The organism is Streptomyces sp. RLA012 (genome assembly GCF_056270325.1).
On the sequence record NZ_JBWDPA010000002.1, the window covers coordinates 1,576,484 to 1,591,465 of the forward strand.

A 14,982-nucleotide genomic window follows, 5' to 3' on the forward strand; every position below is an offset into this window, starting at 1 on the left:
CGACCGCGCCCCAGGTCCGCGCCCAGGTCCTATGGCGGCGGCCCGCCCGGAGCCTGAGCACGTCCGGCGACTTCCCCAACCCCGACATCAGGTGCGCCTTTCCACCGCTCCCCCGCCCGCGGGGCCTCCCCCGCAGCCCCCGGATCCATAGAGAAAGCGTAAAGATCTGGCACCCGGCCCCGAACGAAACCATCGGTTCATTCACTCGTACTGCGTAGCCAAACCGGCGATCCCGCGGATCATTGATGGTCCACCGCCACTATCTGCCCGTACGTCGAAAGGGATCCCCAAGACGGCCATCAATGCCACGCGTCACGCTTCAGTCAGCGCTCTGCGCTGCACAGCTCCAAGTGCCGTGGGAGCTCAAGGTCACCTTGGCCCACTGACTCGCCTCAGGCATCGACGCCGCACGTTTTCGGCAGTTTCAAACCTCATCGGCTGCACGCAAGCAGCAGCGTCCTAAATATTGGAGAATCCGAATTGCACGGACAGATAAATGAGGTGCACGGCACCCGATACAGCCCTACGCGCATCCGCGCCACCTGGGACGGAACGGGGAGCGTGGAGGACGCTTCGAAGGCATTGGGATTCTCGCGGGCGAAGGGCTACGACCTGGTACGCCGCGGGGAGTTCCCATGCCGCGTGCTACGCATCGGCCGTACGACACGTGTGGTCACGGCATCCTTGCTGCGCGTGCTCGAAAGCGGAGATCCGGAGTACAACGGTGCCGCCAGGTGCCACACGACCTCGTAGCCCTCTGCGCGACGAGGCCCCGCCGGAGCATCTCCAGCGGGGCGTCGTCGTCTCACCACTGCCCCTATGACGAGGGCCAACGCCACGGCGCGTTGGCCCCGACGAAACTCTGTGCGGTGACGTCGGGTCTTGCCCTCCTGGGTGCGGCGTTCGTAGTACGCCTGGGTGCGCGGGTCGTGGCGCAGCCGGGTGAACACGATGCGGTGCAGGGCGGCGTTGGCCTGCCGGTCGCCGCCGTGGGTGAGCCGACGCGAGGTCCGGCGGCCCGAGGAGTACTCAATGAGAGGTGTGCAAGCTGAAGTTGCTGGTCACGGGGCTGGTGTGCGTGGGCATCGGGATGCTCGTGCTGGTCGCCGGCAGGTGACTTTGGTGAAGATCGTCGGTCATCGGGCGACTTCGCGGTTCGTGAGGACCAGCAGGGCCCGGACCAGGGCGGTCGCCCAGGAGGGGTCGGTGCGTACCTTGCCGAGGATGCGCCAGTTCTTGAGGTGGGCGAAGCCGTGCTCGACGGGTGCCCGGACGGCCGCCAGTGCCGTGTTGGACAGCTTCTGGCCTCGGGTCAGGGGCCGGTTCCGGGCGGCCTTGTAGCCGGTGATCACCGCCGGGTCGGCGTCGGGGCCGCCGTCGTCGAGGCCGACGAATCCCAGGTCGGCGATGGCGCCGAGCCCGGCTTCCCGCAGTTTCTGGGTGAGCTTGTCGTGCCGGCAGGCGGTGATCTCCGAGGTGCGCCCGGGGCGGGCCGCCGAGATCCACAGCAGTCGGCCCCGGTCGTCAGTGAGGGCGATCACGAGCAGGCCGTGGCATTTGTTCTTGCCGGAGTAGTTCTTCCGGTTTTCCTTCCCGGTTCTGCGCCGGGTGCGGATCACCGATCCGTCCAGCAGTACGATGCCGCCGCCCATTCGGGTGATCTTCTTCAGGGCCCGGTCCAGGCGTGGGGCGCGGGCGGCGAGCAGGCCGACGACCTCCCTCACCCATCGGGTCACGGTGGTGCGGTGTACTCCGTTGCCGCCGGCCAGGTCGCCGGGCCGCTGGTCACAGCGCAGCACTGCCAGCACGATGGTGGCGATCTTCCCGGCGGGCAGGACGCGCCACCGCGAGCCGATCTTCTTGAGGTGGCCGCGTATCAGGTCGGCGAGATGGTTCAGGGTGGCGCTCGACAGCGGCAGGCGGGCGGTGTAGACAAGGCCGTCAGGGCCCTCGACGGAACTGTTGTTTTTCGTCACACAAACTCAACTGCCGTTGGGGGCCCGTCAGTTACGGGCGCACCGCGCGTGACTACGGGCGTGCCGTGAACCGGCCGTCGCCCCGCTTGTGCAGCCAGCCGCGGTCGGCGAGCTTGGTCATCTTCGCCCGCAAAGGTTCCAGCTTGCCGCGCACCGAGGCGTCCAGGCCCAGCCGCTCGCCGACCGCCCTGACCTGCACCGGGCCGTCGGCCTCCCGCACGATCGACAGGATCTTGCGGTAGTCGCCGGGCAGCGCGCCCTCGTCGGCCGCGTCGCTGCGGTGCGGGATGAGCAGGACTGCCCGCCCGGCCACCTTCGCCGATACCGGAGCGACAGCCTCGGCATCGGCCTGGACCTGCTCGGCCAGGCGGTTCAACACCCGCTCCGCGATCGCCAGTTCGTCCCGCTCGACCTGGACCTCCTGAAGCTGCTTGGCCAACTCCTCGGCGAGGGCGTCCAGTTCGCTCCGGCGGGCGGTGATCCACTGCCGCTCCTGCATCCCCGCGCCCTCCCGCGTTCTCACGGTGTGCCGACCTGCTGACGGATCGTAGGCGGGGGCCTGTCGTGGGCGCAGCCGAACCCGGCATCCCGCCGGAGCCGGACCTGCCCGACGATCTACGCCATGGTCATCGGCCGCCGACCGGCACGAGTACCCAACTCGCCATTCACACCAGACCCGTGACCTGCGACTTCACGATGCACACCACTCAATGGGACTGACTCCGCACAGGGCGGCGAAGGACGCCTCGGTGGTCAGCCGCTCCGGATTGTCTCCCATGGTGATCAGAGCCGGGTCGGGTGCTGATTCAGTTCATCGATCTGCCCGGTGAGTTGCTCGTATGCGCTGGGCCAGCAAGGCTCAGGGCGATGCGGGTGGCCTGGGCCACGGCGCCCTCATCGCCCCCGCCGTCTTCGCCATCGCACGGGCTGAGGCGCGCGCAGGCGCGGAACAGCTCGCGGTTACCCAGGCTGGACAACCGCTCCCGTAGGGCCGAGTCCGCTATGACCCGGACGGCCTTGAGCTGGTTGATCGCCTGGGTGCGAGCCTTGACCGCGGAGTCCTTGGCGAGTTTGAACATCCGGGCGCTATGCACCGGACTGTCGCCGGTTTTGGCCCGGGCCCGGGCGCGACCGCTGAGCACGGCCCGCGCAGCAGCCTGCGCATCGAGCGGGTCCGACTTCCCGAGCAGACGGCGGGCCGAGCGGTCGGGCCGGTTCACTTCGTACACCTGGACGTGCTGAGCCAGCAGGTAGCGGGACAGGCCCGCTCCGAAGGTGCCGGTGCCCTCCACACCCGCCCGGCGCACCGTCCCCAGCTTGCCATCGGGCTCAGCGCAGTTTCACCTCCCAGTCACCCGGGTTTCCGGCTGCCTCGCCGCTGGTCGGGCAGCCGTCCATCCAGGTACCGAAACCCGTGGGGTCCTTGCCTTCGGTCGACCAGCCGGCGTGCGTGAACGTCGACAGGTCAGCCACGTAGCCGGATGAGGTGGCGATCCGCAGTGGCAGGTGGACGGAGACGGTGTGTCCATGGACGATCGGCTGGACATCGACGGTTCCGCCCAGGACGTCATTTGTTCCGTCCACGGTCACGTTCCACTTGGAGTCCAGCCACGTCAGGCTGACAGCGGGCTCGTCCATGTCGTTCGTTCCGTCTCCCAGCCAGGTGAAGTACTGCGCATCGGAGATACCGGAACCGGGCTGGGGCGGATCGGCGGCGAGGGTGTAGCTCACGGTCACCCCATGGCCGTTGCGGACCACGCTCGCCTTCTTGATGCGGAGGTAGCCGGGGGGCGGCGTTGACGGGTCGGTGATGCTTCCCCCGGCGGCGGTGAAGTACATGTTCTTGGCCCTGCCCGTGCAGGTGGCGGACACCTGAGGAAGTGGGCGGGTGGAATGGCTCGGTGAGGCGTGCGGGGCCGCCGAAGGCGTAGGGGTGGAGGCGGGCACAGCCGACGCATGCGTTGCCGCACCTCCTCCGTCAGGTGCCTTGGCGAGGGCAATGACCACGGCGCTCACACATGTCATGGTGAGCAAAGTTCCCAGGCGTCGGATACGGCGGGGGGAAAGGAAGGGCGCGTGCAAGATGCTCGGGCTCCAGTTGTGTACGTGGGATCACGGCGATCGGAGTCACCGGGCCGGAAGTTCGGACGGGTGTGAGGATGACTGCTGTTTTGTTTTCGGCCCTCACTCCGTGCGGAACGTCGCCGCGGCCGACGGCAGGTCCTCATCATCCGCCGCGTGGAGCTTTGCGTCCCCTTCCGACCTTCCGCGGTTATGTGCGGTGTACGCGACCGCGGACCCGCTGCCCACGGCGAGCAGCAGCGCTACGGTCCCCGTTCCCCATCCCTTCGCAAGGACGACGACCGGGGCTGCTGCGGCCACCGCGGTGAGGACTGCGGTCATCCACGCCTCAAGGTGACGGGACGGTACGAAGGGCCGCTGTTCACCCCAGAGGCGCACGATCGCGATGGCGAGGGCGGGAACTACGAGCATGTAGCCGGCGAACCACGCCCATCGCCACTCGGCGAGCACCCACATGACGGCAGTCCACACCAGCCAGCAGGCCAAGCCCGCGGCAGCGAGGCCGAGCAGGACGGCGCATCCCAGCGCCGAGTCACTGCGGTTGTCAGAGCGAGCCATGTTCCCTCAGTTCGAACGACAGTGGCGCGGCGTCTCGGATGCAATGCGTGGGCGGCCTTCCCGGCCGGGTGCAATCCGAGGTTGACGTCGTCGTCTGTCCGATGTCGTCGTTATGTTGATGTCGTCGTAGGCCCGACGTCGTGTGCGGCGCAGGGGTCGACGCCGTCCACTTCCGCGGCGCGCGCTTTGGTGGATGCCCCGGCAGGGGGGCCGAGGCCGTAGCCGGTCGGACGGATGGCGTTCTAGCCGCCATAGGCCAGGGCCCCGAGAATGAATCCCGCTGTCATGCCAACGATCGAGAGGCACAGGGCGAGGGCCGCGTGCGGTTCCTTCCTGTGCAGGGCAACGGCTGACAGGGCGATCGCCGCGGGTCCCAGGACTATGGGGAAGAACAGGACCGAGACCGCCGCGCAGGCGAAGGCGGCCCACACCAGGCTCGCCGAACTTCCTCCGCCCGGCTCGCCGTAGGTGGTTCCGCACTCGGGGCAGAACGCCTTCGCCGTCTGCGTGAGGGTCCCACAAGCGGAGCAGAGTCTCGTCGGGGCCTGCCATGAGGACGCCGCGCTCACGCGAAGCTGCCCTTGGCCACCGAGAGGATCTTCTTGTTGGGGCTGGAGAACAAGGCAAAGATGTTGTCCACGTGCGCAGTCGAGCGCAGCGTCAGTTGCGTGTGTCCGGCCTGGGCCGCCGGCACCACGGTGATCACGAGCTCGCCCCAGGTCGGATACTTTCGGTAGGTGCCGGCCACCTGTCCGAGGACCATCCCCGTCTGCACATCCTTGAACCCTGCCGCCATGAGGCCCTTGGCACACCGGGTCAGCCACTCGTCGCGTTCTCCGGCGACGACAAGCACCTCTTCCATGCTTTTACGGATTGCCACTGAAGTCCTCCAAGGGATGAAATGTGAGATTGCCGAAAGGGCGATTGGTGACAGGCGGTCACCGGTGGGCTATCGCGAACGCGATGACTCGCCGCTCCACACCCACGCGCGCCGTCGCGGTGCGGCCCGGCGCTCTGCCCGCCCGTGGACCGTCGGTTCGACCGGTCGTGAACAGCTGAGCTTCCTCGGCCGCGCTCGCGTATCGCGAACGCCGGCAGATTCGCCGATCGCCGACTGCCCGCCGACAGGCTGTAGCGCTCAGTCCGCCACTGTTCATGTCGATTCGGCGGCGTCCAACCCGCCAAGGCTGCTGTCGCGGGCAGTACGGGCCCTCAGACGTGGTGCCGGTGCACCCACCACAGCGGCGCCAACCGCCAAGGAGCGGTCAGGCGGCACCGCTGGTGACGACTAAGCGCACCCACGTCCCCGCGTGGGTCGCTTGCCCATCTCCCGTCATCAGACCTCTCCGGCGAGCAAGAAGGTGAAGAACTTGCGATGCATGTGTATATCACGCAAGTAGTTGAGGCGGGAACATGATCCCGGAGGGAGGGTGACCGGCCCCAAAGAGCAACCTGACCAGCCGTTATCCATAGGCGGCAGTTAGTTGACTGTTTCACCGAACGTGTGGATCATCTCCACACCTCGTCCGTGATCCTGCCGTGCTCTGGAGCCACATGCCCTGCCCTTCTTGCGGCATACCTGTCCGCGATGACGGTGACCGGCTCTGCGCCTGCTGCGGCACAGCACGCCTCGGTCGGACCAGCCCGAGTCCTCGGTGCCATCGAAGCGAAGTGACCGCCCCAGCACGGCAGCACCGCCCATGAGCCACGGCGAGCGACGGGATCAGCCGGCGTCGCCGGAACCGGCGCCCTCTGCGCCCGCGCCCCCGATCGCCCCGACGGCTCCGCCCGTGTCCGCACCGCCGGCACCGTGGGCTTACACCCCGTTCGCCGGCCATCAGGCCGACGAGGGCCTCGGCGCCGGAGCAGGGGCACCCGGCGGAGGCCCGGCGGCCACACCAGTGGGCCCAGTCTGTTCAAGCTGGGCGATCTGAGCGGCCAGGTTTTCGAGGCACGCGGGCCGAGTACCTCATGCGAGGCGGCGCTGCCTCAAGCTCCGGGCGTGGAGAACGTCAGAGACCTCTCTCCTTCGCTCGATGCGCCCCGCCCTCTACACTCCAAAGAGCCGCTCGACCTCGCGATCGAACTCCGCTCTCTCACGAAGGTAGGCATCGATGTCGGCCCTACATTTGAGGCCGATCCGATCGAACAACCACTTGTCGAACTCTCCCGCCTTTCGGGCATAGGAGTCGACCACGTCGACGATGACAACGGCCTCCCCCTGAGCGGCGATCCAGGCTCGCTGGTCACCGTTCCACACGCCAGCCCGGAGGAGAGACTCGCCGGGCAGCGTGAAGGTGATCGCGAAGGAAGCGGGGCCCATCGTCTGCTTGCTCTTCGACACGGGGAGCTGGGAATGGGTGATGTAGTTGCGCAACCCCTTGAGGAAGTTCGCCTGCACGTCGGTTTTGAACACCGAGGTGAGCTTTTCCCGGTAGTCATTCGTTAGGGCTGTGTCGTCCGCGAAGTACTGCGTCATGAAACGTCGTTGCTGATCGACACGCGTGCTCATCGCCGTCAGCACGTTATGCAGAAGTCGTTCGGCTTCGGAAAGAAGATCGTCGTGCGCTCCGGGGTTACGGACATCGAGTATCGGCCCGGAGACCGCCGGGTTCTGCAGTCCTGCCACAAGGGGCTGGTACTGCGCGACGTTTCCCTGGAACACATATCCCATCCGCTTGACGCGGTCCTGGAGCGCCAAAGCCCGATAGCCCGGAGACGCCAAAAGCTGCCCCTGCCAGTCCACCAGAGAGGGCCGCGAGCCATCTTGGGCGGCGGCCGCCTCCTCAGCGGGCTCGGACTGAACATCGATGTCGGTCATGCCTTACGACGCTACCCGGCTTGAGGGGTCTGGTGCATGGGCATATCAGTGCGGTCACCGACCGTACCGGGAGCGGCTGATGCTCCTGGGAAGACGCCGGTCGCTGCGGTGACCGCAACCGCGCCCAGCGTGCTTCTGACGAGCGTGACCAACTGGACCATCGCCGTCGCCTGGATACTCGGCTCCTTCCGGACGGGCCTATTGATCACCTCCACCAGCCTGCTGGTCCTCCGGCTCTCCACCACGCAGGAGGCCGGCGCCAAATGCGCGGCCTTCCAGATCTCCAACGCCCTCCCCTACGTCGTCCTGCTCGCCGCGCCCGGCACGGCCTTCGCCCCCTCGGCAGCGGCAACATGACGAGGACGGCCAGCTCCGGTTCCCATCCGGCCGCCTTCGCCCCCGTATTCCTGCCGATGGCCGACGTCGCCCTCGTAGGGGCCTGAGTGACGACCCAACTCCGTGATCTACGACGTCACTCCCACCCCGGGGTGCAGCAGACTGGTCCACGTGTCGACAGGCGCGGAGCGCCGACAGGTGGGCCCGGTTGACATACATAGCCGAGTGAGGAGAAACCCGTCGAAGAATCCCTTCGCGGCGAGGATCATGGCGGGATGGCTGCGTACCTGTACGACCGGCTGGTGACCGAGGCCGAATACCGCCAGCGCATCCGACGCCATCGTCCCAGCTCATTGCTGCCGTTGATCGCCGCGGCGGCGGCCTGCTACGGCTCACCTGAGCATCCACAGCCCTGGCTGAAAAGCCCGTCGATGAAATACACGCCCTGGGCTCTGGCTGACGCAGCCCGCGTCTGCCTGGCCTACGGCACCGAGTACCAGCGGTCCGAAGCCACCGAGCGTGACCTGCTGGAGATCCTGACGGCGTACTCCAGTCTGAAGGAACCCACCCTGCACGGGACGGACGAACCCACCATCCGCCTCCGGGACTTCATGATGCGCCTGGGAGGCGAGCAGGGAGCCTGGCAGGCCCCGGAGTTCAACAGTCTCGCCCGTACCGCGGCGCTGTACCTGCACACCCCGTTCCCCGAACGCCGGCAACCCCGCTGCGTGGTCCCGGGCTGGGACACCGAGGTGTTCGGCTGTCCGCTGCCCGACTACGTCGGCACCGCCCAACTGCTCTGGGGATGTGCGCTCTTCGACGCCGGGCGGTTCGACCCCGCGATCTTCGACGGCCCGGACGGGGAGAGGTTCAACCGGACGGTCAGCCGGGAGACGGTCCTGAGCGTCATCGAACGGCACTTCGCCACCGACGTGGCGTCCGTCAAAGCAGCCGAGAAGAAGACCGTGGACAACCTGGCGAGGTTGGCCGGTGGCAAAGCGGCCCAGCTGCGGCGCTTCACGTACAACCCGCTGCTCGGCCGGCCGGCGGTCACTGGCTTCGGCCCCGGCCTGCTGTGTCCCTCACCGCAGCTGGTCTGGCGCAAGGCGACCCCGGCCGGCATCTACCACACGGGACGAGAGCACTTCGGAACTGGCTTCCTGCGGGAGACCGGCTATCTCTTCGAGGAGTACGTCGGCCGCCAGCTCCGCCTGATGCCGGATGCTGAGGTCATCGGTGAGATCACCTACCGGGTCAGGCGCGACGAGCTGCTCAGCGTCGACTGGATCGTCGTCCTCGACGACCTCGTGCTGCTGGTGGAGGTCAAGTCCATGATGCCGACCGAGAATGCCCGGCTGGGCCTGGAAGAGGGAGTGGCAGAGACCGACGGCAAACTGGCTCGCGCCTACCGACAGGTCAACACCACCTCGGCCCAGATCGACGAGCGCAACCCGGCATTCGCCCGCATTCCGGCCGACCGGCCGCGCCAGGCGCTGATCGTCACCCTTGAGCCGTTCCCCATCGCCAACGCCAACCTGCCCCACGTGGACCTGCCCGTCCCCGATATTCCGACCACGGTCGTCGGTGCCCAGGAGATCGAACGCCTGGTGACCCTGACCGACATCACGCCCAGCTCACTGCTCCTGGAACGGGCGGCAGACCCCCAGCGCTCCACCTGGGCTCTCAACGAATGCCTCACCGGACACGAAGGAGGCCGCAACCCGGTCCTTGATCAGGGATGGGCGTCCTACCCCTGGGCGACAGCCCGGCTGCCATCCGTCCCGGAGCGGTTCAAAGGCGATGAGCCCGAATACAACGGAGCAGGTATGCCGCGTTCAGGCATGTGGCAGTAGCCGTTCGATGCCGGTCTTCAGTGACGGTTCGCCTGCCCGGGGCGGGTTCGCACCGGCGACGGAACAGGTCAGGGCTGCGACGCGGGCGGCGAAGGCGCAGGCTTCGGTGACGTCTTGGAGGCTCAGCCGGTCGAGCCGCCCGCCCAGGTGGCCAAGTGCGGCGAGTCGGTGCAGCAGGCCCGCGGTGAAGGAGTCGCCGGCGCCGACGGTGTCGACGACGTTGACGGCCGGAGCCGGGACGGTGACGCGAAGGCCGTCGAGGGAAGCGAGCGCGCCGCGTGAGCCGAGGGTGATGACGACGAGGCGTGCGCCGGCGGCGTGCCAGGTGTCGCAAGCCTCTTCAGGGCTGGCGCCAGGGAGGAGCAGGGCGAGGTCGTCCTCGCTGAGGCGGAGGATGTCGGCGAGGGCACACCAGCGTGGGAGCCGTTCGCGGTAGGCGGAGGGCGGTACGAGCAGGGGTCGGACGTTGGGGTCGATGGACACGGTGACGTGCTCGTGTGCCTTGGCGAGGTGGTCCTCGATGCGGCTGCCGCCGGGTTGGCGTATCAGTGCCAGGGAGCCGGTGTGCAGGCAGACGGTGCCGTCGTGTTGGGTGGCGGAGAGTTCGTCGGCGGTCCACTGCCAGTCGGCGGTGCTGTCGGCGTGGAAGGTGTAGGTGGCCTGGCCGGTCTCGTCGAGGGTGGCGACGGCGAGGGTGCTGGGCTCGAGGGCGGTCACGCTGCCGCTCAGGTCGACGCCGGAGTCGCTGAGGCGGCTGCGGAAGAGCGTGCCGAAGACGTCGTGGGAGAGCCGCCCGAGGAAGCGCGTGGGAGTACCGAGCCGGGCAAGGGCGACGGCGGTGTTGGCGGGGCCGCCGCCGGGCAGGGCGCGCAGGGCGAGTTCGCTCGGGCCGGACAGGGCGGGGTCGGTGAAGGCGTCGGCGACGCACTCACCGAGGACGGTGACACCGCTGGGGGACTCGAGTCGAGCCATGGGACGGTCTGCCTCTCTGGGGAAGCGCGCGGGGCTGCCACGGTCCGCGCACGGGCTTTGGTGGCCGGTGCCAGGCGGCCCGGGCGTACGTACGGGCGAAGGGACACCGCACGGTGGCCTAATGCAGCCCACGCCTAGGTATTGACATGCCGCGCGAAACGCCCGTAACTTCCTGGCAACCTACCACTAACGCGCGTTATTAAAGCGCGAAACTAGAGGCCATGTCGCGCCTCCTGTGGCTTACAGGACACGAGAAGTAGCCACGGGCGAGACACGCCGTGCGGTCATGAGCGAGGGTGCGGGTACCTCGCTGGCCACGGTCTCCTACGTCTCCAGAAAGGAACACCGAGCATGGAGCATCGCCATCTGGGCGGCAGCGGCATGCTGGTCAGCGCCATCGCCTACGGGAACTGGGTCACCCATGGCTCGCAGGTCGACCAGGACGCGGCCACGGCCTGTGTACGCGCCGCTCTCGACGCCGGCATCACCACCTTCGACACCGCCGACGTGTACGCGGAGACCCGGGCGGAGGAGGCACTGGGCGCCGCCCTCAAGGGCGTGCGCCGTGAGGGTGTCGAGATCTGCACCAAGGTCTACTTCCCCACCGGCCCGGGCAAGAACGACCGCGGCCTGTCCCGCAAGCACATCATGGAGTCGATCAACGGCTCGCTGCGCCGCCTGGGCACGGACTACGTGGACCTCTACCAGGCTCACCGCTACGACTACGCCACTCCACTCGAAGAGACGATGGAGGCCCTGGCCGATGTCGTCCACTCGGGCAAGGCGCACTACATCGGCGTCTCGGAGTGGAAGCCGCAGGAGATCAGGGCCGCGGCGCAGCTGGCCCGGGAGCTGAAGATCCGTCTGGTGTCCAACCAGCCGCAGTACTCCCTGCTGTGGCGTGTGATCGAGCCGGAGATCGTCCCCGTCTGCCAGGAGCTGGGCATCGGCCAGATCGTGTGGTCCCCGCTCGCCCAGGGCGTACTGACCGGCAAGTACAAGCCGGGAGCGCAACCGCCGTCCGGGTCCCGTGGCACCGACACGAACGGTGGCAGCGACGCGGTGGCCGGATGGCTGCGCGACGAGGTCCTCGCCCGGGTCCAGGAACTGGTTCCGCTCGCTGCCGAAGCAGGCATGTCGCTGGCGACCCTGAGCCTGGCGTGGGTGCTGCGCAACACGAATGTCTCCGCGGCCATCGTCGGAGCATCCCGCCCCGAGCAGATCGCTGAGAACGCCAAGGCGGCGGACGTCACGCTGGATGACGCGTTGGTCAAGCGCGTCGACGAGATCCTCGATCCCGTCATCGAGCGCGACCCCGAGCGCATCGACGTGTTCGCCGAGCGACCCTGAGCCGCATCCCTCGGCGCGCTCGCCGGTGAGTCACAGCCATGCCGTGACCTTGGCCGTCTCGCGCGATGTCGCTGACACCGAGGAGGCGTCCGGTTTCCATCCCTCTTCCTTACCGGCGATGTATTGACATGCCGCATAAGGCGGCCGTAACTTCCCAGCAACACTGAAGTAACGCGCGTTATTGAAGCGCGAAACCGGAGGGGCCACAGCGCACCTCCATCGACCGAAGGGGACTGAAAGTGGCCACCAACAAGACGCAGCGCGTGACCATGAGCGATGTGGCTCAACGCGCGGGTGTCTCGCGGACCACGGTCTCCTTCGTCCTCAACGACAAGCCCGGCGCAACCATCCCTGACGAGACCCGTCGGCGGATCCTGAAGGCGATCGACGAGCTCGGCTACCGGCCCAACGCCGGGGCGCGCGCGCTGGCCGCCAACCGCAGCGGCTGGTTCGGTCTGATCACCGAGATCGTTACCGGCCCCTTCGCGGCGGAGGTGATCACGGGCGCGCAGAGCCGCGCCTGGGGTGACCGGAGGTTCCTGCTGATCGCCGCGAGCGAGGGCGATCCCGCTCAGGAGGCCGCCGCGCTCGACCAGATGCTGGAGCACCGCGTGGAAGGGCTGCTGTACGCCACGACCTGGCACCGGGCCGTCAGCCTGCCGAAGGCCGCCCGCGAGGTGCCGACGGTGCTCGTGAACTGCTACGACGCGGCAGGAGAGCTGCCGTGCATCCTGCCCGACGAGGTATCGGGCGGATACAAGGCGACCCGCCGGCTCCTGGACGCCGGTCACACCCGCATCGGGTTCATCAACCTCGACCCGGCGATCCCGGCCGCCATCGGCAGGCGCGAGGGGTACGAACGTGCCCTGCGCGAGGCCGGGATCACCCCTGACCCCTCCCTCGTCATCCCCGGCTGGGCCACCGCCGACGGCGCCTACACCGCCGCCTGCGAACTGCTGGACCGTCCGGCCGCCGATCGGCCGACCGCCCTGTTCTGCGGCAACGACCGGATGGCGATGGGCGCGTACGACGCGATCAAGGAACGTGGACTGCGCATCCCGCACGACGTGGCCGTGGTGGGGTTCGACAACCAGGAACTCATCGCCGCCTATCTGCGGCCGAAGCTGACGACGCTCGCCCTGCCCTTCGAAGCCATGGGCACCAAGGGCGTCGACATGCTCGCCGCCCTCGCAGCGGGGCAGCCGCTCGACACCCACCGGGTGACGATCGACTGCCCGCTGCTCGAACGCTCGTCGGTCTGACTGCGAATCAGTCCGCCGAGTAATCCCATCCCGTCTTCGTCCTGTGTGTTGAAGAGAGGAAAAGAGTCTCCATTATGGCACCCTTCATCGCCCCGCGGCGGCTTCGGCCCGCCCTGAGAGCGGTCACCGCGACCGCCGCCGCAGCCCTGGTCCTGTCCGCCTGTACGGGTGGCTCGGGCGCCGCCGGCGCCGGTGACACCTCTGGCAACCAGCTGCTCACCATCCCGCGCGAGGATCTGGCGACGTTCACGCGCAACTTCAACCCGCTCTCCCCGCAGGCCGCCCCCATGACCCTGCAGGCGGTCTACGAGCCGCTGGCGGTGCACAGCATGGCGGATGCCAAGGACACGCCGTGGCTGGCCACCAAGTGGGAGCAGGCCAAGGACGGCAAGTCCCTCACCTTCACGCTGCGCGACGGCGTCAAGTGGTCGGACGGCCAGGCGCTCACCGCCGACGACGTCGTCTACACCTTCGAGCTCCAGAAGAAGGTGCTGGGCGGCTTCGACTACCTCGACAAGGTCACCGCGGTCGACGCCCACACGGTGAAGTTCTCCTTCAACAAGGCGTTCTCGACCGCCTTCTACGAGATCAGCGGCCACTACATCCTGCCGAAGCACATCTGGTCCAAGGTGAAGGACCCGGCGAAGTTCACCAACCCGAACCCGGTCGGCACCGGCCCGTACACCAAGATCGAGAAGTTCCAGAGCCAGTCGTACGAGCTGCGCAAGAACCCCGGCTACTGGCAGCCGGACAAGCAGCAGATCGCCGGCATCCAGATGCTCGCCTTCTCCGGCAACGACAGCGCCAACATCGCCTTCACCAACGGCGAGGTGGACTGGACGCAGTCGTTCATCCCGGACATCGGGAAGTCCTTCGTCGCCAAGGACAAGAAGCACAACCACTACTGGTTCCCGGCCACCGGCGCCATGATCAACTGGCAGCTGAACACCACCAAGGCGCCGTTCAACGACCCGGTCGTGCGCAAGGCGCTCAGCATGGCCGTCGACCGCGACCAGATCACCAAGGTCGCGATGAACGGCTACGCCGAACCCGCCGACTGCACGGGCCTGGCCCACACCTACGACAAGTGGCGTGACACGTCGCTGGGCGCCTCCTGCACCTGGACGAAGTACGACACCGACGCGGCGGCCAAGGCCCTCGACGCGGCCGGCTACAAGGAGAGCGGCGGCAAGCGGAAGCTGAAGAACGGCAAGAACTTCACGCTCGACATCTCCGTCGGCTCGGCCTCCTCCGACTGGATCTCGGTCGCCAACATCATCAAGCAGGACCTGGCGAAGGTCGGCGTCACCGCCACCGTGAAGACGCCCGACTGGTCGGCGGTCTCGTCCTCGTACAACACCGGCACCTTCGACACCGGCATCGTGTGGAGCAACAACGGCGCCACCCCGTACGAGTACTACCGCGGCGTGATGTCGACCAAAATGGTGCAGCCGGTCGGCAAACAGGCCACGGAGAACTACCACCGCTTCGGCGACAAGAAGGCCGACGAGCTCATCGACGCCTTCGCCGCCGCCACGGACGAGAAGACGCAGCGCGAGCAGACGAACGGCCTGCAGGAGCTGTACAACAAGGACGCGCCCGTCGTCCCGCTGTTCACCGGCCCCGAGTGGGGCGCGTACACGGACGCCCGCTTCACCGGCTGGCCCACCGAAGAGAACCCGTACGCCACCCTCGGCAACCGCAACGGCAGCACGATCCTCGTGCTCACCTCGCTGAAGCCCGTCAAGAGCTGACGCACGGATCGGCGGCCG

15 protein-coding genes and 1 pseudogene are annotated in these 14,982 nt (G+C 67.7%); 6 read left to right on the plus strand and 10 right to left on the minus strand.

Translation table 11 applies throughout. From position 1 onward, the window contains the following. Positions 1-561 precede the first annotated feature (561 nt). Positions 562-753 carry a helix-turn-helix transcriptional regulator gene (locus RV986_RS07495; protein ID WP_475924207.1) on the plus strand — a complete coding sequence of 64 codons (192 nt, stop codon included), beginning with the start codon at positions 562-564 and terminating at the stop codon, positions 751-753. 161 nt (positions 754-914) lie between these two features. On the opposite strand, the pseudogene RV986_RS07500 reads toward RV986_RS07495, so the two are convergent. The 9 genes and pseudogenes from RV986_RS07500 to RV986_RS07540 all read right to left on the minus strand — a co-directional run. Continuing rightward, a pseudogene (locus RV986_RS07500) lies at positions 915-1,034 on the minus strand (transposase); the annotation flags it as partial. Between the two features lie 102 nt (positions 1,035-1,136). Continuing rightward, positions 1,137-1,976, minus strand: coding sequence for a transposase family protein (locus tag RV986_RS07505; RefSeq protein ID WP_475916468.1), 840 nt, complete (start codon positions 1,974-1,976; stop codon positions 1,137-1,139). Between the two features lie 52 nt (positions 1,977-2,028). After that, positions 2,029-2,475 (minus strand): hypothetical protein, encoded by a 447-nt coding sequence (locus RV986_RS07510; RefSeq protein ID WP_475924197.1) that lies wholly within the window; start codon positions 2,473-2,475, stop codon positions 2,029-2,031. Between the two features lie 307 nt (positions 2,476-2,782). Next, entirely contained in the window at positions 2,783-3,268 is a 486-nt protein-coding gene (locus RV986_RS07515) for an IS110 family transposase (protein WP_475916634.1), read from the minus strand. 37 nt (positions 3,269-3,305) lie between these two features. Beyond that, complete coding sequence (locus tag RV986_RS07520; RefSeq protein WP_351835759.1) at positions 3,306-3,848, minus strand: hypothetical protein; 543 nt, start codon at positions 3,846-3,848, stop codon at positions 3,306-3,308. Positions 3,849-4,160: 312 nt separating this feature from the next. Then, the gene (locus RV986_RS07525; RefSeq protein WP_475916635.1) at positions 4,161-4,616 is read right to left on the minus strand and encodes a hypothetical protein; all 456 of its coding nucleotides are present in this window, start codon (positions 4,614-4,616) and stop codon (positions 4,161-4,163) included. Positions 4,617-4,858: 242 nt separating this feature from the next. After that, positions 4,859-5,185: a hypothetical protein gene (locus tag RV986_RS07530; RefSeq protein ID WP_328478810.1), complete on the minus strand. Its 327-nt coding sequence runs from the start codon at positions 5,183-5,185 to the stop codon at positions 4,859-4,861. After that, a complete protein-coding gene (locus RV986_RS07535; protein ID WP_351835767.1) occupies positions 5,182-5,478 on the minus strand; it encodes a hypothetical protein in 297 nt (98 codons plus the stop codon). The genes RV986_RS07530 and RV986_RS07535 overlap by 4 nt, the downstream gene beginning before the upstream one ends. A gap of 1,188 nt (positions 5,479-6,666) precedes the next feature. Beyond that, complete coding sequence (locus tag RV986_RS07540; protein WP_475916636.1) at positions 6,667-7,437, minus strand: hypothetical protein; 771 nt, start codon at positions 7,435-7,437, stop codon at positions 6,667-6,669. Positions 7,438-7,545: 108 nt separating this feature from the next. On the opposite strand from RV986_RS07540, the gene RV986_RS07545 reads away from it, so the two are divergent. Next, complete coding sequence (locus RV986_RS07545) at positions 7,546-7,794, plus strand: hypothetical protein (RefSeq protein ID WP_475916637.1); 249 nt, start codon at positions 7,546-7,548, stop codon at positions 7,792-7,794. A gap of 254 nt (positions 7,795-8,048) precedes the next feature. Then, positions 8,049-9,626 (plus strand): hypothetical protein, encoded by a 1,578-nt coding sequence (locus tag RV986_RS07550; protein ID WP_475916638.1) that lies wholly within the window; start codon positions 8,049-8,051, stop codon positions 9,624-9,626. Here the strand turns inward: RV986_RS07550 and RV986_RS07555 are convergent. Further along, positions 9,609-10,598: a carbohydrate kinase family protein gene (locus tag RV986_RS07555; RefSeq protein WP_475916639.1), complete on the minus strand. Its 990-nt coding sequence runs from the start codon at positions 10,596-10,598 to the stop codon at positions 9,609-9,611. The genes RV986_RS07550 and RV986_RS07555 overlap by 18 nt on opposite strands. A gap of 351 nt (positions 10,599-10,949) precedes the next feature. On the opposite strand from RV986_RS07555, the gene RV986_RS07560 reads away from it, so the two are divergent. The 3 genes from RV986_RS07560 (at position 10,950) to RV986_RS07570 (ending at position 14,964) form a co-directional block, all read left to right on the plus strand. Next, a complete protein-coding gene (locus RV986_RS07560) occupies positions 10,950-11,948 on the plus strand; it encodes an aldo/keto reductase family protein (RefSeq protein WP_475916640.1) in 999 nt (332 codons plus the stop codon). Positions 11,949-12,187: 239 nt separating this feature from the next. Then, entirely contained in the window at positions 12,188-13,210 is a 1,023-nt protein-coding gene (locus tag RV986_RS07565) for a LacI family DNA-binding transcriptional regulator (RefSeq protein ID WP_475916641.1), read from the plus strand. Positions 13,211-13,284: 74 nt separating this feature from the next. Then, positions 13,285-14,964, plus strand: coding sequence for an ABC transporter substrate-binding protein (locus tag RV986_RS07570; RefSeq protein ID WP_475916642.1), 1,680 nt, complete (start codon positions 13,285-13,287; stop codon positions 14,962-14,964). Positions 14,965-14,982 lie beyond the last annotated feature (18 nt).

Bases quoted from the DNA above. Each gene is read 5' to 3' on its own strand.
- RV986_RS07570 (WP_475916642.1), top strand. From the start codon at position 13,285: ATGGCACCCTTCATCGCCCCGCGGCGGCTTCGGCCCGCCCTGAGAGCG.
- RV986_RS07525 (WP_475916635.1), bottom strand. From the start codon at position 4,616: ATGGCTCGCTCTGACAACCGCAGTGACTCGGCGCTGGGATGCGCCGTC.
- RV986_RS07535 (WP_351835767.1), bottom strand. From the start codon at position 5,478: ATGGAAGAGGTGCTTGTCGTCGCCGGAGAACGCGACGAGTGGCTGACC.
- RV986_RS07550 (WP_475916638.1), top strand. From the start codon at position 8,049: ATGGCTGCGTACCTGTACGACCGGCTGGTGACCGAGGCCGAATACCGC.
- RV986_RS07510 (WP_475924197.1), bottom strand. From the start codon at position 2,475: ATGCAGGAGCGGCAGTGGATCACCGCCCGCCGGAGCGAACTGGACGCC.
- RV986_RS07560 (WP_475916640.1), top strand. From the start codon at position 10,950: ATGGAGCATCGCCATCTGGGCGGCAGCGGCATGCTGGTCAGCGCCATC.
- RV986_RS07555 (WP_475916639.1), bottom strand. From the start codon at position 10,598: ATGGCTCGACTCGAGTCCCCCAGCGGTGTCACCGTCCTCGGTGAGTGC.
- RV986_RS07540 (WP_475916636.1), bottom strand. From the start codon at position 7,437: ATGACCGACATCGATGTTCAGTCCGAGCCCGCTGAGGAGGCGGCCGCC.